Origin of the sequence: Nostoc sp., assembly GCF_036917555.1 — a bacterium.
Classification (GTDB): Bacteria; Cyanobacteriota; Cyanobacteriia; order Cyanobacteriales; family Nostocaceae; genus Nostoc.
Genome location: NZ_JBALDD010000057.1, coordinates 1 through 19,810 on the forward strand (window position 1 = coordinate 1; position 19,810 = coordinate 19,810).

20 protein-coding genes are annotated in these 19,810 nt (G+C 39.5%); 13 read left to right on the plus strand and 7 right to left on the minus strand.

Features of this window, described 5'->3' with window-relative positions; genetic code table 11:
- Positions 1–191: 191 nt before the first annotated feature.
- From V7K60_RS21565 to V7K60_RS21575, 3 genes are read left to right on the plus strand one after another with little or no spacing between them, the layout of a single operon-like run.
- Positions 192–668, plus strand: a complete 477-nt coding sequence (locus V7K60_RS21565; RefSeq protein ID WP_334928185.1) for an ankyrin repeat domain-containing protein — start codon at positions 192–194, stop codon at positions 666–668.
- Positions 643–1,929, plus strand: coding sequence for a SagB/ThcOx family dehydrogenase (locus V7K60_RS21570; RefSeq protein ID WP_334928187.1), 1,287 nt, complete (start codon positions 643–645; stop codon positions 1,927–1,929). The genes V7K60_RS21565 and V7K60_RS21570 overlap by 26 nt, the downstream gene beginning before the upstream one ends.
- A 17-nt stretch (positions 1,930–1,946) precedes the next feature.
- Entirely contained in the window at positions 1,947–2,321 is a 375-nt protein-coding gene (locus tag V7K60_RS21575) for a hypothetical protein (RefSeq protein WP_334928189.1), read from the plus strand.
- Between the two features lie 32 nt (positions 2,322–2,353).
- Here the strand turns inward: V7K60_RS21575 and V7K60_RS21580 are convergent, their stop codons facing one another.
- The 4 genes from V7K60_RS21580 to V7K60_RS21595 form a co-directional block, all read right to left on the minus strand.
- Positions 2,354–2,824, minus strand: a complete 471-nt coding sequence (locus tag V7K60_RS21580) for a hydrogenase maturation protease (protein ID WP_334928257.1) — start codon at positions 2,822–2,824, stop codon at positions 2,354–2,356.
- Positions 2,825–2,984: 160 nt separating this feature from the next.
- Complete coding sequence (locus V7K60_RS21585; RefSeq protein ID WP_334928191.1) at positions 2,985–3,407, minus strand: hypothetical protein; 423 nt, start codon at positions 3,405–3,407, stop codon at positions 2,985–2,987.
- Positions 3,408–3,860: 453 nt separating this feature from the next.
- A complete protein-coding gene (locus tag V7K60_RS21590) occupies positions 3,861–4,100 on the minus strand; it encodes a type II toxin-antitoxin system VapC family toxin (protein WP_334928194.1) in 240 nt (79 codons plus the stop codon).
- A complete protein-coding gene (locus V7K60_RS21595) occupies positions 4,097–4,342 on the minus strand; it encodes a type II toxin-antitoxin system Phd/YefM family antitoxin (protein ID WP_334928196.1) in 246 nt (81 codons plus the stop codon). Before V7K60_RS21595 ends, V7K60_RS21590 begins: the two co-directional genes overlap by 4 nt.
- Before the next feature lie 154 nt (positions 4,343–4,496).
- Between V7K60_RS21595 and V7K60_RS21600 the strand changes: the two genes are divergently transcribed.
- Positions 4,497–5,201, plus strand: a complete 705-nt coding sequence (locus V7K60_RS21600; protein WP_334928199.1) for a GIY-YIG nuclease family protein — start codon at positions 4,497–4,499, stop codon at positions 5,199–5,201.
- Between the two features lie 204 nt (positions 5,202–5,405).
- On the opposite strand, the gene V7K60_RS21605 is transcribed toward V7K60_RS21600, so the two are convergent.
- The 3 genes from V7K60_RS21605 to V7K60_RS21615 all read right to left on the minus strand — a co-directional run bounded on the left by V7K60_RS21605 (position 5,406) and on the right by V7K60_RS21615 (position 9,584).
- Positions 5,406–7,001, minus strand: a complete 1,596-nt coding sequence (locus V7K60_RS21605; RefSeq protein ID WP_334928200.1) for a nickel-dependent hydrogenase large subunit — start codon at positions 6,999–7,001, stop codon at positions 5,406–5,408.
- A 181-nt stretch (positions 7,002–7,182) separates the two neighbouring features.
- The gene (locus V7K60_RS21610) at positions 7,183–8,145 is read right to left on the minus strand and encodes a hydrogenase small subunit (protein ID WP_334928202.1); all 963 of its coding nucleotides are present in this window, start codon (positions 8,143–8,145) and stop codon (positions 7,183–7,185) included.
- Between the two features lie 647 nt (positions 8,146–8,792).
- Positions 8,793–9,584 (minus strand): Rpn family recombination-promoting nuclease/putative transposase, encoded by a 792-nt coding sequence (locus V7K60_RS21615; RefSeq protein ID WP_334928203.1) that lies wholly within the window; start codon positions 9,582–9,584, stop codon positions 8,793–8,795.
- A 457-nt stretch (positions 9,585–10,041) separates the two neighbouring features.
- Between V7K60_RS21615 and V7K60_RS21620 the strand changes: the two genes are divergently transcribed.
- The 9 genes from V7K60_RS21620 (at position 10,042) to hypE (ending at position 19,790) form a co-directional block, all read left to right on the plus strand.
- Positions 10,042–11,016 carry a hypothetical protein gene (locus tag V7K60_RS21620; protein WP_334928259.1) on the plus strand — a complete coding sequence of 325 codons (975 nt, stop codon included), beginning with the start codon at positions 10,042–10,044 and terminating at the stop codon, positions 11,014–11,016.
- Positions 11,017–11,167: 151 nt separating this feature from the next.
- Positions 11,168–11,434, plus strand: coding sequence for a hypothetical protein (locus tag V7K60_RS21625; RefSeq protein WP_334928205.1), 267 nt, complete (start codon positions 11,168–11,170; stop codon positions 11,432–11,434).
- Positions 11,435–11,442: 8 nt separating this feature from the next.
- Positions 11,443–11,667 (plus strand): hypothetical protein, encoded by a 225-nt coding sequence (locus V7K60_RS21630; protein WP_334928206.1) that lies wholly within the window; start codon positions 11,443–11,445, stop codon positions 11,665–11,667.
- A gap of 111 nt (positions 11,668–11,778) precedes the next feature.
- Positions 11,779–12,624, plus strand: coding sequence for a NifU family protein (locus V7K60_RS21635; RefSeq protein WP_334928207.1), 846 nt, complete (start codon positions 11,779–11,781; stop codon positions 12,622–12,624).
- Positions 12,625–13,253: 629 nt separating this feature from the next.
- Positions 13,254–14,468: a hypothetical protein gene (locus V7K60_RS21640; protein ID WP_334928208.1), complete on the plus strand. Its 1,215-nt coding sequence runs from the start codon at positions 13,254–13,256 to the stop codon at positions 14,466–14,468.
- A gap of 65 nt (positions 14,469–14,533) precedes the next feature.
- Positions 14,534–16,882, plus strand: coding sequence for a carbamoyltransferase HypF (gene hypF, locus V7K60_RS21645; RefSeq protein ID WP_334928210.1), 2,349 nt, complete (start codon positions 14,534–14,536; stop codon positions 16,880–16,882).
- A gap of 65 nt (positions 16,883–16,947) precedes the next feature.
- Positions 16,948–17,208 (plus strand): HypC/HybG/HupF family hydrogenase formation chaperone, encoded by a 261-nt coding sequence (locus V7K60_RS21650; protein WP_334928212.1) that lies wholly within the window; start codon positions 16,948–16,950, stop codon positions 17,206–17,208.
- A 137-nt stretch (positions 17,209–17,345) separates the two neighbouring features.
- The gene (gene hypD, locus V7K60_RS21655; protein ID WP_334928214.1) at positions 17,346–18,524 is read left to right on the plus strand and encodes a hydrogenase formation protein HypD; all 1,179 of its coding nucleotides are present in this window, start codon (positions 17,346–17,348) and stop codon (positions 18,522–18,524) included.
- Between the two features lie 162 nt (positions 18,525–18,686).
- Complete coding sequence (hypE, locus tag V7K60_RS21660; protein ID WP_334928216.1) at positions 18,687–19,790, plus strand: hydrogenase expression/formation protein HypE; 1,104 nt, start codon at positions 18,687–18,689, stop codon at positions 19,788–19,790.
- Positions 19,791–19,810: the final 20 nt, after the last annotated feature.

Below are 19,810 nucleotides of genomic sequence, written 5' to 3' on the forward strand. Positions count from 1 at the left end.
AGCCAGTATCAGGTCTTCCAAGTCACTCTTGAATTCAGTAAATCAGACCTATAGTACACAAGTTCGTATCTCATTCAAATGCATACCGCTATAACATTTTTTAAATAATGGTGGGCATTGCTCACCATTCTATTTGTCAAGCAAATTTATATTAGTAAATTGGCAGAAATAAAGTTAACTAAGGAATATCGATGAATCGAACCACCAGTCCAAATTTAAGTGAAGCAACAACCCAATGGCTAATAACAAAAAGCTATAATCCTAGCGATTTAAATCAGCCGGGTGAAAATGGCGATACAGCTTTAATGAAAGCGACAAGAGAAGGAGTTTATACAGTTGTCAAAGAACTAATTGATGCAGGTGCGGATATGAATGCTCAAAATAGCGATCGCAACAATGCTTTGTGGTTTGCTTGTTTTGGTAATCACTACGATTTAATTAATTTACTGCTGGCTAGCAACATTAATATTGACAACCAAAATGATAACGGTGCAACTGTTTTAATGTATGCAGCATCAGCCGGAAAGACAGAAGTCGTCAAGTTACTTTTACAACATCATCCTAATTTATATTTAAAAAACTTAGATGATTATAAAGCCATAGATTTTGCTAGCAACGTAGAAGTCTTAAGGATAATTAAAAATGCCATCAAGTCAGATATCAGGTAAAGTCTATCATGACGCTACCAAGCATTCTTACTTATCGGTACAACTTGACCCAAATTATATTGATACTTCAACACAGCCATCTTCATTTAAAGTTTATCCCAAGTTTTATCGGAGAGTGAAATTAAATCTCAATAATCCTGTTCATGCTTTTATCTCATTAACCAGTGCAATAACACTAAAAAAAGTATATAAAGATGGCCCTTATAAATTACGGGTGAATCCATCAGCAGGCGCTCTGTATCCTACAGAAGTTTACGTACAGGTTCGCGGTATTGAGGGAATAGTAAATGGTATATACCATCTAGAAGTTGAGAATAATTGTCTAACTCTCATCTATGAATTAATTGATGATGGGTTAGAGAGTTATATTATACCGGGTAAAAGTATCAACGGCTTCATCTTTTTAGTTAGTTGTGTTTATTATAGGTCTAGCTGGAAATATCAAAACAGGAGCATGAGATATTGCTTCTTAGATAGCGGACACCATTTAGGTGCGATTGCGGCTTCAGCTTTTCTCCACAACCGAGATATACAACTAGTTTTTGACTTTGATAAACTCACTCTCAATTCGGATTTGGGATTTGAGAATAAAGAGTTTATCACTGCTTGTGCAGTGTCAGGAGAAGTACAAGACAAGAAAATCAGACACTTAAGGCTGAAAGTTCCTTTTGTCTGTGGTACTGATTATTTTGAAGCTAATCAATTTATTGAAGATGCCTATCAAACAACTACTCTAGAAAAGAGTCGTCAGCAAAAATTAGAGTATCCTCAATTTGATTTTGAACGGGATAAATTTTATCAAACTGTTTGGGATAGACGTTCTATTAGACGTTTCCGGAAAGAGGCTATTTCTCAAGAAGATTATTTATATGTAGTGCAACAACTTCAGCAGTCAATACCGACAGAAAATTATGAGGAAATAGAAATTTACTCAGTGGTGCATCGGGTAGAGGGAATGACACCTGGGTTATATAGAGGTACACATCTGGTTAAAACGGGTAATTTTAGTGAAAAGACAGGTTACTTATGTATTAATCAGGCTATTGCAAGAGATAGCGCTGTAACTTTATTTTTTGTGTCAGATTATTTAAATTATCAAACTGCTATGCAAATAGCTGGGTTTCTCGGACAAAGACTTTATTTAACTAGTAATTATTTGGGAATTCAATGTAGTGGTATTGGTGCTTATTATGATGACGAAACCCAAGAATTATTAGAAACAAATAAAGATGTACTTTATGGAATGGTAATTGGAATATAAGCAGGAAGCTCAACGAGATGGCTAGAAAGATGTATTACTTCAATGGTGATGACTCACATCCAATACAACCGACATCGGCGGATATTATACTGCGGCAACAACTAGAGGATTCTATTAGCAGATACTTTTATGACGCGTGCGATCGCACGATTCAAAATTTACTATCTAATTGTCGGTGGTATGTTACAACCCATGCCAATGCTCTGACATTGGTAATTGAATGTCCCGATCAAGTTACTAATTGGCGTGTTCTGCAAAAAATTGTGCCAATGGGGACATTGCTACATGGAATTGTTGACAGTGCGAAAATCCGTGTTTGTCCGCCAGAAAGTCAAGGCGTACCTTTTGAAATGAGGGTAGATGAACTTTCTGTTTATCGGGATTGGGCTTAATAAAAGAGTTAGGAGTTAGAAGTTAGGAATTTTTACTTATTATTCTGGCTGATAAGTGCAGCTACCTCTTCAAAAACCAAATCAGCAGAATGTTTGATAGCAGGACTTAACTCCAGTCCAAAACCAAGATTTGCCGCCTCAATTAAATAAACTGTTATATCTTCAGGAAAGTCATTTTGAAAGATTTTCCGTCCAGCGGCTAAAGCATTATCCCAACGAAAATCGTGCAAGTTATAACTAGGTTCTGGCAAAGCTTCCAGTTCTTTTCCTGGAACTTTAAACACAGCACCCGGTTCAGAACCAGTTGAACTTGCATCAATAATTACTAATTGTTTACTACCTCTAGCTTGAAACATTACTTCCATCCCTGCGGTGCCACAATCATATACTTGCACATGAGGATGAGGGTTTTCAGCTAGATATTTTTGTAAGCGTTGGGCAATGATTACGCCTACTGCATCATCATTGCGATTTAGATTGCCGCAACCGATAATAGTTAGCAGAGATAACATCACTCGCATCTTGACGCTTGACCGTCGTGACTTTGGTTTTGTTCGTCCGAGACAGTGTGATTATTTCGAGTTATTGCCATAATCTGCAAAATAGGAGGCTCTGACTTATGAGATAGACAAAGCCTCTGAAAAATAATTTATCAGCAGGAAACTAGAACTCTACACCATGTTTTTTGGCAACTTCAGTCAGTTTCTCATACTGATGTTGTGATGCTTGAGTTAATATCTCTTCAGCCTGTTCTTTAGTACTTCCCTCTTTAGGAATTAAATACTTGACATAAAGAGATACAAAATCAGCAGCGATCGCTAAACCAGATAAATCATGTTTGTCAGCTTCCTTACCAGCGATCGCAGCTACTAAACCAGCTTTAATTGGGTCTGGTTTAACTTTCATGAACTGCTCTACAAGTTTAGGAACGTAATCTTCTGGCGGCAAATTATCTAACTTACTTTTATCAGGAGTAAAGTTATATTCTGCGGCTTGAGCCTGTTCTAAAACACACCATTCTATGTATTCTTGCAATGCAGCATCGGGAACGCGAGGGAGATAATTATGTAGCGCTAAATCAGACACAAGCTTACCATGTAAATTTCTGTTTTATGCAATTGCATTAATGCAAGCCTAACCCACTATTTCTATAAGTTTTAGTGTGTTACGCTACGAGTTTTGAATATAAGGCATTAGGAATAGGGCATTAGGAATAGGTTATTTCTTCCTCATTTTCCCCACTGCTCACTCCCCAGTTAAAATAGTTGGTGGCACGATGTCTCCGATGGTCACTGAGCTTGCCGAAGTGCGGGCTACACCTACGCATTTTTGCCTAGTAAGTTTTAAGATGGTGAAGTCTTACGATTTGGCTGCCCAAAGTAAGGAAATGTCGTACTGATTAAACATTGAATCAGCACTCACAAGCGTCATATCTTCTATCTGAGCCTGTGCAATCAACATTCTGTCAAAAGGATCTCAGTGATGCAAAGGCAATGCAGCCGCTCGTAAATCATGAGCAGCTGTAATCTCTAGCGATACCTACGGCTGGCTACGCCTACGCATTGCCAACACCGTCATCTGACTAGAAATATAACTGTCTAGGGGATCTACTAGTGGTAACTTTTTGATCGCAACTTTGATCCCCATTTCCCAAATGCTGGCAACTGAGAGCCACAATTCATTCGTTTCATCGGCAATATGCACGATTGCTGCTTGATTCAAAAGCTCTAGTTGGGTAAACCACCATAACCAGCACTGTGTATCTAGCAAGAGTTTCACTCTTCACCGCCCTCAAATGCTGCCAAAACTTCTTCTGGTAAAGGGGCATTGAAATCATCTGGCACTACAAAACGCCCTTTATCTTGCCTTAAACTATTGAGTCGATTTGATGAGGTGCGAAACGGAACCAACTTGGCGATCGGAATGCCTTGGTTGGAAATAATAATTTCTTCTCCAAGTTCTACGCGTGACAATAGCTTTGAGAGATTAGTTTTAGCTTGATGAATATTTATGGTTTCCATAAGATTAAACTAAGTCTGTAAACTAAGTTTAGTCTGGTTGTCATAGCGATGTAAGGGCGATCACCCTTGTGTGCTATGAGTATAAAGGTTTTAACTGAGCGTTACCTTTGCACAATGGGAATACTAGAGTAAGCAGTGTGAGAACCAGAAATTTATGAAGTTTAATGTTGCAGACCTTCTTCCTGACATTCCAGCTATCAAACTTGCTGAGGATTTTAATCCACCGCCAGGCGTTTTTCGATTTAGTCTTTCCGATTTTCTTTTGGTATGGAAGGGATTTCCATCAAAAAATATAATTGAGAAACGTCAACGTCTTGAAAAAATATTTAATACTGACTACTTTGATGCTTATACTGTTGTAGCAGATGCTATAAGCCTTAATAAATTAATATATACAGATTTTTACGATCCATCTCCTAAAAACGGAAGTGGTTTTATTTATCTTTATACTTTTGAAGATAACGTACTTGCTGGTAAGTATTCACAAGGCTTACTTTGGTGGACATATTCTCGGTATGAAACTAAATTAAAGATTGGGCGTACTGAGCAGAATGTTTTAAACAGAATTGATCAACAACTTGTTACAAGAACAAGTATTTCTGAGCCACCAATTCTTCTATCTGCTTTTTGGACAAATTTGGTTGTTCAATGTGAACGAAATATTCATTATGAACTTCGTAATAAGAGATTAAGTGATAACATGTGTAGGGCTGCAAGAGGTGGAATTGAGTGGTTTAAAGATACTCCCACACTAGCTATACCTATTATTCTTAAATGGGTTACTCGTTATAGAATCGATCCTTATTCTAGTTCTTTAATACCTGTTGCTTCTGAGTCTGAGCTTGAAAAACTAGCTTAACACTATACTTAACTAACTGCTGGTTTCAAGGCAGGTAATATAACAATAACTGTTAGCGACATTTTGCGACAAGTTATTGGGATTTAATTTTTGAATTTGTTTGTGAAGTAATATCAACTTGTCAGTAGATATTTATTTACATTCATCTCTCAAAACAAAATATCAGTTATCAGTTTTATTATTACCTGATAACTGATAAGTAATTTAAGCGGTACGAAAACGCGCTAACTCTTCACCAGTCTTAGCATCATGGGCGTGGACTGTACACACTAAACAAGAATCAAACGATCGCGCCACATGACCAACTTCCACCGGATCGCTAGAATCGTAAATAGGTGTGCCAATTAAAGCTTCTTCAATAGGGCCGCGGATTCCTTCACCGTCACGAGGGCCAATATTCCAAGTACCAGGGGCAATCACTTGGTAATTCTTAATCTTACCGCCCTCTACTTCTACCCAGTGACTCAAGGAACCGCGTGCTGCTTCTGTTGCACCCCAACCGCGTCCATCTTTTTCTGTAGGTTTGATATACCAAGGGTCGTTTAATTTGAATTCGCGTAAACAGTGTTCAGCTTGACGATATAACTTGACAAGTTCGTGAACTCGTGCTAGTTGACGGACATGAATACTAGCACCACCCATCCGTTTGAAGACATCGAGGATTAAGCCGTCGTAGTGCTGCCAAGATTCGCCATGTTTACCACCTGCAACTAATTGACGTGCTAAGGGGCCAGTTTCCAAACGTCCGAAGTCTTTGTGCAGGACTGCACTCGACCAAGAGTAGGCGTTATCGAAGTCTTTGGTATTAATTGCAGTGGGTTTAGTGGTGCGATCGCTTGGGTGAATATCTGCTGTCCCTTCATCGTACCAGGAGTGAGTTGTATTCTCGCGGGTAAATGACTGATCCATTAAGGTGTGAGTGTGTGTGAAGCTGTCGTACACTCCACTTTTCATGATCATCGCCGCATTTCGTCCTTCAATAGTCGGCTTTTGGTATTTATCTTCATGGGCTAAATATCCCCAAGTGACATATTTACCAACACCAGCACCATATCTATCTAGACCGATATCTAAACCCATGCGCCAATAAAAACCTAAGTCGGAATCTCGATGATTTCGGTTTTCATCTAACCAGTCTCTGAAGTCCTCATAAGTCTCGATTTGTTCATAGCGTTCTAATGAACAACCCAACCACACTGGTTCTAACCAATTGGTGCGGAAATATTCTAGAAGCGCCCAAGCACGGGTAATATCTGTAAGAGTAGGGGCGCACATTACGCCACCAGGAACCATGTAGCTAGAATGAGGCCATTGTCCGCCTAATAGTGCATAAATTTCTACAGGTTTAGCGGAAATTGTTATGCCTAGTTCATAAGATTTGCCTGTGAAAGCAGCAAAACGTCTAACAGCTTCCTCATAGAAACGGCTATGGCGGTATTTTTTATTGGTTAAGTCAATGGCAAACAAACCATAAAAATAGCGGGGGATGCTTTGGATTGTTTCGACAATTTGACCAAGATTTCTCGCCAAAATCGCATTGCGGGGAACTTCTGTTTCCCAAGCTGTATCTAATGCCCAAGATGCACAAGTCAGGTGAGAACCGCCGCAAATGCCGCAAATGCGAGGTGTGACAATTAATCCGGCTTGGGGGTCTTTACCGCGGAGGATAACTTCAAATCCTCGGAAAAGTTCGGCATGTGTCCAGGCGTTGACTACTTGTCCATTCTCAATGTCAACTCGGACATCTAAATCGCCTTCAACTCTACCGACGGGCGAAATGTCTAGTGATTGAATTCCCATTCTCTTCTCCTGTTTTTTATAAACACTAAAGTGCTTACTACGAACTAAACTGTGAAAAAATCTTCTTCTGCCCAAGATGGTGCAATTTTGTAAGATGCGTTACGGACTTTTGTCCTAATGCACCTAAAATTTGAGGTGGTGCGTTACGCCACGCGATAACACACCCGACAAAATTTAATGACTAAACTGTAAAAAAGTCTTCTTCTGCCCAAAATGGTGCTGCATCTTTGGCAATCATTGTGAGTAAGGCGTAGTCTTTTTTGTTCACTCCTGGCGGTAATTCTTTGGGAACGCCCATGACTGTTTGGGTTTTAAATACGGTTCCTGGTTTCAAGTCAAAGAAGGGAAATTCTGGTTCGGTGCAACCTAAACAAGGCATTCCGGCGCGAGTTTTGGAAGAGACGCGGTTCCACAAGATGCGGTTGCAGGAGGAATGAGTCATGGGGCCGCGACAACCCAAGTCATAAAATAGGCAGCCTTTACGCTGACCAAATTCGGCGGTTGAGGCTTTGTAGGCAAAGTGGACGTTGCGGGTACAACCTGTTTGGGTATAGGTGTTGAAGAAGGTTTGGGGACGATTTAGTTCGTCGAAAGCAATGTCTGCTATGCGTCCAGTAGCGATCGCAACTAATATCTGCGTAATCCAGTCGGGATGGGCGGGACATCCAGGTATATTAATTACGGGTAATCCCGCTTGTGATAGAAAGTCTTTACCTAAAAAGCCGCCTTCTTGACGCTTGAGAAATTGCAAACCTTCCGACTCGCTGGGGTTGGGTGACATGGCAGGAATTCCTCCCCATGTGGCACAATCTCCCACAGCGACGATAAATTGAGCAACTTTGGCGAGGTCTGCTAACCAATCTTTCATGGCGCGATCGGCAAATCGATTCCATTCGCCAGTGCCGTTGGGAGCATTGACAACACTGCCTTCAAATACCAAGATATCTAAGGGAATTGTCCCAGAAATGCAATCCCGCAGCATTGTTTGCAAGTTGTTCCCTAGTTCCAATCCCAAAGAGGGATGCCAAAGCAAATTGATGCCAAAGTCGGCAATTAAATCGCAGACTGTCGGTTCTTCAGCGTTGAGAAATGACATGGTGTTACCTGAACAAGCACCACCTTGTAGCCATAGTACGTTAGTCATCGGCTATGTGTTTTTCTATTGTTTCCCATGCATGATGTAGGTGATAATGCTTGTAAAGTCTCACCTGTTTATCAATATTTATTTTTCCATACTAAGATATTTTTTGATTGAATTCTATTTCATGAAAAAAGAATTAATCATTAACAAGAGCTAAAGTTTTTACGAAATTGTTTTCAATTATTATATTTGTTATATTCGTAACAGATTTAATAAATAAAAAACAGTAAAAACAAAATTATTATTTTTTAGTTACTGACGTTAAATAATCTCATCTACTGAATTCATTACTGTTAAAACTCTGTAATAATTACTGCTAGTTGTTAATTTTTACGAAAGTATGGGCATTATAAGCAGTCATATTTTAATATGATCACCAAGTCAAATTCAGTAAAATATTGGGTGTACAAGACTTTGCACGCCGTCAGCTATATATCAGTTGTTTTAAGATTTTGGTTGTGCAGCTTGCCTAACAAGTTCTTCATCCAAACCTAACGCTTGAGCTATTTGCTCAATACTGAAATCCAGTACTAATAACTGGGGTATCGTTTCTAACTTACCTTCTTATTTGCCTTCTGCAAAAACATCTTGGTAAAATCTAGTTTGCTTTAACTCATTTGCTTCAAACATTTTTCCGATCTTCTCCTGTTTTAGGATTTCGGTTGTGCAGCTTGCCTAACAAGTTGTTCGTCCAAACCTAACGCTTGAGCTATCTGCTGAATACTTAAACCCAACCCTAATAACTGGGGTATCGTTTCTAACTTACCTTCTTGTCTACCTTCTTGTTTGCCTTCTGCAAAAACATCTTGGTAAAATCTAGTTTGCTTTAATTCATTCGATCCAAACATTTTTCCGATCTCCTCTTGGCTCAATCGCGGCAACTTGTAGATTAATATCGTCTCTATCAATTGTATAATTTCCCTAATAGTAGCGACATCTAGAATTTGCTGTCGGGCACTGTTGACTATTTCTATAGCTCTTGTTATCGCAGTTGATTCGGGTTCCATGATGAGTTTAACTGTCTCTATGCCGATTGATGATGCTTCAATTGAGCTTAATTCGTCAAGATAGACGCGAGTTACTCGTTGTGAGTTAAGTAATTCTGTATATCTTTCAGTATCTCCAGTATCAACGCTGCGGTTGGGGAAAATGACAACACCACACCAATTGTTGGTTAATTCGGTTTTGTCGAGATAATTAAAGATTTCGGTAAATAAACGTGAGTAGAACTTTTTGTCTGGTTGAAATTGCACTTCGGCAAAATAAATGGGTAGTTCTGCTGCATTTGGCAGGAAAACACCATCAATTCTAAACGCCAGTTGCTTGACTTCTACTGAAGAAAATTGGTAAACACTAGCTAGTTGGGGCGGTTGGTTAATCAGTTCAAAGAAAGTGCTGGGGATACTCTGAAAAATCCGATAGAAGATACTGTCTGTTTTCAAGGTAGCTTGTTTTACAGTTGATGAACATATTTTACACTTCGACGATCCCGTGGCGAATCTTTGGAGTATACAAAAATTAGCTGGTAAGATAGTGCATATATGGTATGTCAACAATTCAATAAATAATATTTGAATTGTGTCAAGTGATGATACAAAAAGTATTTTAAAAATATTAGGTGTTTAAAGCTGACATTAATATTAGCAATTTCCCCCTAGAATTTTAGAAATAGGGTGTTTTATATTTTAGGGATTGGGGACTAGGGATTGGGTACTGGGAAAACTCTTCCTTAATCCCTAGTTACTAATCCCTAGTCTCAGACAAAAAAGGGGAATTCCGCCTAAAGGACTCGAAGCCTGCGTAAATCAGTATGGCCCATGATGAAATGCGATCGCGTGTTTCGATAATTCATGGGTGTTAACAGACTCAATTCCCAATTGGCTAGAGTACGGCAGAGTTATGACCCCCAGCATTACAGATTCAGCGGTGAAGGCTGCGTTAGCAGCTGTTGCATCGGAGTCAGCCTCAGCAGAGGAAAAAATCCAAATGCTGATTGAGATCGCACAGGGTTTTCAAAAAAAGCCCAAAACTGCCCAAGACTTGCGAAATGCAGTTGGGTTATATTACCGGGCCTATGAAATGTGTGGTGAGGAATATCCCCTACTAAAAGCCAGGGCGCAAGTGGGGATGGCAGGGACGTTACAGGCAATACCGGATGCTGATTACCAACTGTTGCTGCAAGCAAAAGTCGGTTATGAAGAAGCGTTACCGATTTTACAGCAATTGGCAACGCCTGAGGAAGTAGCAGAGACGCAGATGAATTTTGGCCTGGTGTTGCAGTCACTAGTACCATTCAATTTGGCACGGATAACTGACAGCATTCAGGCTTATCATGAGGCTTTGCGGGTGTTTACTTGGGAAGATTACCCCCAGGAATACGCGATTTTATATAACAATATTGCGATCGCTTACCTTTCTATGCCCCTAGCATCAGAACGGGAATACTTGCGTCAAGGGTTAGCTGTGCAATCATTTGAGGTAGCACTAAAGCATATTAATCTGATCGATCATCCAAGAGAATATGCGATGTTGCAAAACAACTTAGGTAACGCTTTGCAATATTTAGTGAGTTCCCATCCTGTGGAAAATAATTTAAGAGCGATCGCAGCTTATGATGAGGCGCTAAAAGTGCGTAATCTCCAAGATACACCTCTAGAGTACGCTAACACAATTTCAAACAAAGCCAACGCCTTATTCAACTTACCCGACGACTCAGAAAAACCAGAACTTGGAAATCCTAAAAACCTCTCACAAGCACGTATTTACTATCAACAAGCTTTTGAAATCTTTACCCAAAATCAACAAATAGAACAAGCAGAGATAGTAGCCCAAGCCCTACAAGATATTGAAGCAGAAATAGTTAATAAGGAATAGAGCATTGGGCACTTGTACTGAGCGTAGTCGTTGGCGTAGCCTCTCGTAGAGAAGTATTGGGAATTGGCTATTCTCCTTGTCCCCTTGTCTCCTTCATTTCCCTCATCTCCTTTATCCCCCCACTTCCCCAATTATCACGAAAAAAAACAGCATGAGAGATATTTTAACAAACCCTTCTCTGAGAGATTTTCTCACAAGTTTAGCAGATGGTGACTTAAACATACTAACAGGATTAGTGTGGATAGTCATAGCAACAGCCTTATCTATGGTCGGTGGTGCTATTGGTGGAATGCTGTTAGCTGGAAAAGATATCGGCTATCAGTTTTCAGCAATGCTTGGTGCATTATTTGCTCCTGCTGGTGTAATTCCTGGTATTCTCTTAGGGCTTGTAATCCTAAATTTATTGACAAACTATTAGGAGTAAATATGTTAGAAATTGGCTGGTTTTCTGCCAAGTTATTTTTCAAAGGAAAATTACTGCGTGATCCAATGTATTTTGTTCAGCGAACTGCTATTGCTACTGCTGTAGGTTCGTTACTATTAGTGTTGTTTGCACAAATTAACATTCCATTCTATTTACCAATAACATTATCTAGCCTAGTGACAGGTTTGATTATGCCATTTCTCCTCAAAGACTTCAAAATGAAGTAATTTGTCATTGGTCATTTATGAATAACCAATGCCCCATGCCCAATGACTAATACTTCGACTTACCTCGGCTCCGCTCGGCACGAGTCGCTCAGTACAAGTGACTAATGACTAATGACAAACCTGGAAGAATTAGTTCGGGAAATTAACCGCTTTGAGGCAATTATATCCGAGTGGGATGAAAGCCAACGGTGTGTAGCAGTTGGTTTAAAAAGCGCAATTGAAGCTTTGCACAAAGCAGCATTGACTAGTTTAATCAAAAGCCTCAAGCAAGAATCAATGTCAGGTTTGCGTCATGCTGTGACAGATGAAGTAGTGTACGCAGTGCTGCTTTATCACGAACTAGTAAAACCACCAAAACCACCATTAGCACAGCGAATTCAAACAGCCCTTGAAGAAGTTCGCCCAGGTTTAAAAAGCCATAATGGGGATGTAGAACTAGTGGCAATTAAGCCCCCAGATACAGTAGAAGTCAGATTAATAGGAACTTGCAGCAGTTGTCCGGCTTCTACTTTGACTTTATCTCAAGGAGTAGAACAAGCAATCAAAAACCATTGTCCTGAAATTACCAGAGTGGTTGCGGTCAATAATAACCCTGTTGTTAACAATGCAAGCTTTGGTTTAATTAGTCCATTTTCTTCAAAAATAACTTCTACTTGGATCAAAGTAGCGACTATTGAGCAAGTTCCTGAATTTAGTGTATTGGCAGTACAACTTGCTGGTAATTCCCTGATTTTACACCATCAAGGTATTATAGTAAAATGTTACCGTAATGCTTGCACTCATCTAGGATCTGCCCTAGATCAGGGTAAAGTTGAAAATGGTATTATTACCTGCCCTTCCCACGGATTTCAGTACAAGTTAGAGACAGGTGAATGCTTAACAGCACCTGATGTTTCACTTCAGTCGTATCCAGTAAAAATTAAAGATGATAAGGTTTTTGTGAAACTACAAAAATGATCGTGTAAAAGTAATATCTCAGCAAATATACTTGACGATTAGAAAATCACGGCTACTTTGCTTTTTCATTTCAGTAGTTCGCGCATTCCTTTTAGTGTTTTGTGGAAGCAAAAGACCTGAACGCTTTCTCAATATCCCTGAATTCATTCTCATTTGTGTAATTCAGATATTCATTTTAGTGTTTTGAGAAAGCAAAATGACATATTACTTTCTCAAAATGGCATTTTACTTATTCAAATCCCAGTTTGCTTACTCATTTTGGTATTTTCCGCAAGCAAAAGGTCATTTGATTTATTCAAACCCCAGTTTGCTTACTCATTTTGGTGTTTTCCGCAAGCAAAAGGTCATTTGACTTACTCATTTTGGTGTTTTCCGCAAGCAAAATGAGCTTTTACTTTCTTAAATCCCAGTTTGCTTTCTCATTTCAGTATATCGCGCACTCATGCCGAAGATTCGCTATGTAGCAAAAATTACTAAAGTTAGCTAGATTTTTTTAAGATTGATTAATACGGAAGTTGATTAAAGGCTTTAACTTAATTTGAAAAAAGCATAATGCCAAACTGTTACTGTTGTTACACGCTAATCAACATTAATGTTTTTAAATAATTATCAGCGTCTATTTGCGGTTCATGGATATCCCAATCAAAATTAATCCAATATCACAATTACCGCTAGAAGCAACAGAAATTTCTCAAGATTTGCCTCTATCACCTCAAGGTGCAGAGGTAATTTTAGGTAACATTATTGAACCACAACAATTAGTGATACCTGTAGCACCTAGTCCTATAACAATGTTTGGACCTCGTGGTGCTTGTTTGTTATCAAAAACTGGTCCTTTATGGGTATCAGACACAGGACATCATCGATTATTAGGATGGAAAAAATTACCTATAACAGATAGTCAACCTGCTGATTGGATAATTGGACAACCTGACTTTTATCATGAAGGACAAAATGCTAAAAGTACACCGGGAAGCGCAACCTTAAGTGTACCAACAGGAATTTGTGCTTGCGGTGAAGGGTTAGCTGTCGCAGATGCTTGGAATCATCGAGTTTTAATTTGGAAAAATTTACCAGAAGATAACAATGTTCCAGCAGATTTAGTGTTAGGACAAGCTAATTTTATTGATAATGAAACAAATCGAGGAAGTCAACAAGCATCTGCTAATACAATGTATTGGCCTTATGGTATTTTTTATCATCAAGGACGGCTATTTGTTGCTGATACTGGTAATCGAAGGGTATTAATTTGGCATAAATTTCCAACAGAAAATGGTCAACCGGCTGATGTAGTTTTGGGACAACCAGATATGATATCTCGCAATGAAAACGGCGGTGCTTCTCCAACTGCAGCTAGTATGCGTTGGTGTCACGATATCACCTTTTGGGGAGAAAATCTGGTTGTCAGCGATGCAGGTAATCACCGGGTGATGATTTGGCAGGGAATACCAACAGAAAATAATGCCCCTTGTGCAGTGGTTTTAGGACAAAAAAGCTTTGATTTTGTGGAAATGAATCAAGGAGTTTATTATCCTAGTGCTAGTAGTTTGAGTATGCCTTATGGTGTCGGAGTAGCTGGAGACTGGTTATTAGTTGCAGATACTGCTAATTCCCGGTTGTTAGGATGGAGAAAGCCAGAATCAATTTTATCACTGCAAGGTGTAGTGGCAGATGGGTTAGCAGGACAAATAAATTTTCAAAGTAAAGGTGAAAATCGTAATTTTGGATTACCTAAACGAGATAGCTTAAATTGGTGTTACGGGATAAAAATTTGCGGTAATACAACAGTAATAGCTGATTCTGGAAATAATCGAATTTTGCTGTGGCAGATTAATAATTCGTAATTTGTAATACTTCGGCTACGCTCAATACAAGTTTGTAATTTGTAATTTTTGAAAATTGTATTTGTATGGCGACTGAAGAAATTAGAGTTCGTGGTACTGTTCAGGGAGTAGGATTTCGCCCTACTGTCTATCGTCTGGCTAAAGCCTGCGGTTTGCATGGAGATGTTTGTAATGATGGACAAGGTGTATTAATTCGGGCATCTGGTAGTGAGGAAGCATTAACAGAATTTGTTGCCAGATTGCAAACAGAATGTCCACCGTTGGCAAGAATTAATCAACTAACTAGAACTCCTTATAAAGGTGAATTGAAATTTGATAATTTCGTGATTTCTAGTAGTGTCAATAATGCCATTAAAACAGAAATTACCCCTGATGCAGCCACTTGTTTGCAATGTCAACAAGAAATATTTGACCCCTTTAGCCGCTTTTATCGCTACCCCTTTACTAACTGTACTCATTGCGGCCCCCGCCTGAGTATTATTCGTGCCATTCCTTATGACAGATGCAATACCAGTATGTCTGCGTTTGCGATGTGTTCAGAATGTGGAAAGGAATACCACGATGTCGAAAACCGCCGTTTTCACGCCCAACCTGTAGCTTGTCATGTTTGTGGCCCCGCAGCTTGGTTAGAACGCGCCGATGGGAAATCGGTTACTGCTTCCATGTTTTCGATGTTGGATGATGTCGATGCTGTTTGTACCTTGTTGCAAAAAGGTGAGATTGTGGCAATTAAGGGGTTAGGTGGTATTCATCTAGCTTGCGATGCAACACAGGAAACCGTTGTACAAAAACTGCGCCAGCGAAAAAAGCGCTATCATAAACCTTTTGCTTTAATGGCGCGAGATATTGAAGTAATTGAACAATATTGTATTGTCAACGCCAAAGAAAAAGAATTATTAACAAGTTCTGCTGCACCAATTGTTTTATTACAAACTTCAGATAAAAAACAATTAGCATCGTCAGTAGCATCAGGGCAAAATACTCTTGGTTTCATGCTACCTTATACGCCATTACATCATTTAATTCTGCAGCGGATGAATCGCCCAATTGTTTTAACAAGTGGCAATTTTGCTGATGAACCACAATGTATTGATAATGACGAAGTAAGGGAAAAATTAGGGACAATCGCTGATTATTTTCTCTTGCACAATCGAGAGATTATTAATCGGGTAGATGATTCGGTTGTGCGTGTTATGGGTGATAAAGCTCAAACAATTCGCCGTGCTAGAGGATATGCGCCAGCATCAATTAGTTTACCACTGGGATTTCACAAAGTACCGCAAATTTTAGCAATGGGCAGTGAGTTAAAAAATACCTTTTGCCTATTGCGTGAAGGAGAAGCAATTCTCTCTCAACATTTAGGAGATTTAGAAAATGCTGCCGCTTTCAACGCTTACCAAGAAAATTTAAATTTATACTTAAATTTATTTGAGCATCAACCAGAAGTAATCGCCATTGATAAACATCCTGAATATCTCTCAAGCAAACTTGGTAAAGAACTTGCAGACACAAATCAAATCAAAATTTATCCAATTCAACATCATCACGCTCATATCGCTGCTTGCATGGCAGAAAATGGTATTCCTTTAGATTCACCTCCAATATTAGGTATTGCTTTAGATGGGTTAGGTTACGGCGACGATGGCACACTTTGGGGTGGAGAATTTCTTTTAGCAGATTACCGAAAATTTAAACGGCTAGCAACATTTAAACCAGTAGCAATGATTGGTGGTGAACAAGCAAGTTATCAGCCTTGGCGTAATACTTATGCTCAATTAGTAGCTGCTAACCTTTGGGATGATTGCGAACAAAAGTATACTGATTTAGAAATATTTAAGTTTTTGAAAAACAAGCCGATTAAGTTGCTCAATCAACTTCTAGAGAAAGGGATTAACTCTCCTCCAGCTTCTTCAGTGGGGCGATTGTTCGATGCAGTGGCGGCGGCTATCGGTATTTATAGAGATGAATGTAGCTATGAAGGACAAGCTGCGATCGCAATGGAAGCTATAGTAGATGTTAGCAGCTTAAATAATAATAAAGAAACGCTAATATATCCTTTTAGTTTTAGCTTTTCAGATAGTATTTATTGTATAGACTCGCGCCTAATGTGGCTAGCCTTGCTCGATGACTTACAGCAGCAGATTCCACAACCAGTTATGGCTGCCAAATTTCACCAAGGTTTAGCGAATGCAATTGTGGAAATGGTTACGCATCTTTCTCAAGAAAATCTGATTTATCAGGTAGCCCTAACAGGAGGAGTATTTCAAAATTGTATATTGTTAGAGCAAGTTACCAAACGATTACAAACATTGGGAATCAAAGTACTTACTCACAGCTTAGTTCCAGCTAATGATGGCGGGTTATCTTTAGGACAAGCAGTGATTTCAGCCGCACAATTAATACATGAGTCTTGATAATTGACAAACTTTGTTTCACAAATAACTTCCTCTACAGTTAGTTCATCTTTACAAATCAAAAAATGTGCTTAGGAATCCCCGGACAAATTATAGAAATTACCAACGTTAACCATAAATTAGCCATAGTTAACATTGGTGGTGTTAAGCGCGAAGTAAATATTGCTTGTATCGTAGATGAACAACATTCTCCCGAAGCTTGTATTGGGGATTGGGTGCTAGTGCATGTTGGCTTTGCGATGAATCGAATTAACGAACAAGAAGCGGCAGAAACATTACAACTATTCCAAGAATTAACAGCAGCAGAAGCAGGGATTATTACGTGAAGAAAGTAGGAGGCAGGAGGTTTAAATCTAGATGAGGCAACTCTTGAAGACGCTGTGCCAACGCGATTTGTTAAAAAAACTCTCTACCACAAAAGTGAAATTAACAGATACATAAAACTTACTACTCTTCACTTTCTATGAAATATGTTGACGAATTCCGTGAACCGGAAAAAGCAGAAGCACTATACCGCGAAATCGCCAAATTATGCCATCGACTAGAAAAACCTATCAAAATAATGGAAGTATGTGGCGGACATACCCATTCTATTTTTAAATATGGTATCGAAGAAATTTTACCCCAAGCTATTGAACTAATTCATGGGCCTGGTTGTCCAGTATGCGTGATGCCAAAAGGGAGATTAGATGATGCGATCGCAATCTCTCAAAATCATAACGTCATTTTTGCCACCTTTGGCGACGCAATGCGAGTTCCTGGTTCCAAAACCAGTTTACTGCAAGCTAGGGCAGAAGGTGCAGACATCCGTATGGTGTACTCTCCCTTAGATAGCCTGCAAATTGCCAAAGATAACCCCGACAAACAAGTAGTTTTCTTCGCTTTAGGCTTTGAAACCACAGCCCCCAGCACTGCCTTCACCATCCTGCAAGCAGCAGCCGAAGAAATTCCTAACTTTAGTATGTTTTCCAATCACGTCCTTGTGATTCCCGCCCTTAAAGCACTATTAGATAATCCTGACTTACAACTGGATGGATTTGTTGGGCCTGGCCATGTCAGCATGGTAATTGGCACTGACCCATATCAATTTATTTCCCAACAATATAATAAGCCAATAGTCGTCTCAGGATTTGAACCTTTAGATATTTTCCAATCGATTTGGATGCTATTGCAACAGCTAGTAGAAAATCGTTGTGAAGTCGAAAACCAATATAACCGAATTGTCCAAAAAAGCGGGAACACAGTAGCCCTACAAGCCATAAACAAAGTTTTTGCCATCCGAGATAGTTTTGATTGGCGTGGCTTAGGTGACATTCCCTATTCAGGATTAAAAATTAAACCTGAATATGCCCAATTTGATGCCGAACTGAAATTTACCATTCCTAACCTCAAAGTAGCCGACCATAAAGCTTGTAAATGTGGAGAAATTCTCAAAGGAGTCTTAAAGCCTTGGGAGTGCAAAGTATTCGGTACAGCTTGCACACCAGAAACACCAATCGGTACTTGTATGGTATCTTCCGAAGGTGCTTGTGCAGCCTATTACAAATACGGGCGACTCTCCACAATTGCCAAAAGAACAATCGCCCAAAAACCAAAAATAACTCAAGAACCCCTCCCCGCCTGCGGCTTCTCCTCAGACTAATAATACTCCGCGTACCTCTGCGCTTCCCTCTGCGACGGCAGTTGCTCATGGGGGAGACCCCCAGACGCTCGATAACTCGCTAACGCTGCACTATCGCCCTTGGCGTCTCCCCTTGGGAGAAGACCGCGCTGCCTCTCCTTTGCGTTTAAAAAAAAGTTTAATATGAATATTTCCCCCATAAACCCAATACAAAATCCCCTATTCCAAAAAATAGAAAAAATTCGCCGTCGCCAAACTAAAGTGCAAGACACTCATATCACTCTCGCACATGGCAGCGGCGGTAAAGCCATGCGTGATTTAATAGATGATATCTTTGTTAGCAATTTTGATAACCCAATTCTCTCACAACTAGAAGACCAGGCCAGCTTCAACTTAGCCCCTCTCCTTCAACAAGGAGACAGACTTGCATTTACTACAGATTCTTATGTAGTAGACCCATTATTTTTTCCCGGTAGTGATATAGGAGAATTAGCTATAAACGGTACAGTTAATGATTTAGCTGTCAGTGGTGCTAAACCTTTATATTTAACTTGTAGCGTAATTTTAGAAGAAGGATTACCTGTAGAAACTTTACGCCGTGTCGCAGCCAGTATGAACGCAGCCGCAAAAAATGCTGGTGTTCAAATTGTCACTGGTGACACAAAAGTTGTACATCGTGGTGCTGCCGATAAACTCTTTATTAATACTGCTGGTATTGGTATCATCCCACGAGGAGTTAACATTTCTGCTCATAACATTAAACCTGGAGATGCAATAATAATTAATGGTGAAATAGGCAATCATGGGACAGCAATTTTAATTGCTCGTGGGGAATTAGCTTTAGAAACTAATATTGAAAGTGACTGTCAACCATTACATAGTTTAGTAGAAACTATTCTCCATGTATGTCCTCAAATTCATGCTATGCGAGATGCTACACGCGGTGGTTTAGCCACAGTACTAAATGAATTTGCCCTCAGTTCTGATGTGGGAATTCGTCTCTTTGAAGAATCTATCCCAGTGCGTGAAGAAGTCAACGGAGTTTGTGAAATTCTCGGTTTAGATCCATTATATTTAGCTAATGAAGGTAAGTTAGTTGTAGTAGTGGCAGCTAAATATGCAGAAACTGTTGTATCTGCCATGAAATCCCACCCCACAGGCAAAGATGCTTGTGTTATTGGCGAAGTTATTTCTTCACCCCCAGGTATTGTACTTTTAAAAACAGTTTTTGGTGCTGAAAGGATTGTTGATATGTTAGTAGGCGACCAATTGCCACGAATTTGTTAATCTTTAATAGATTTTATAGT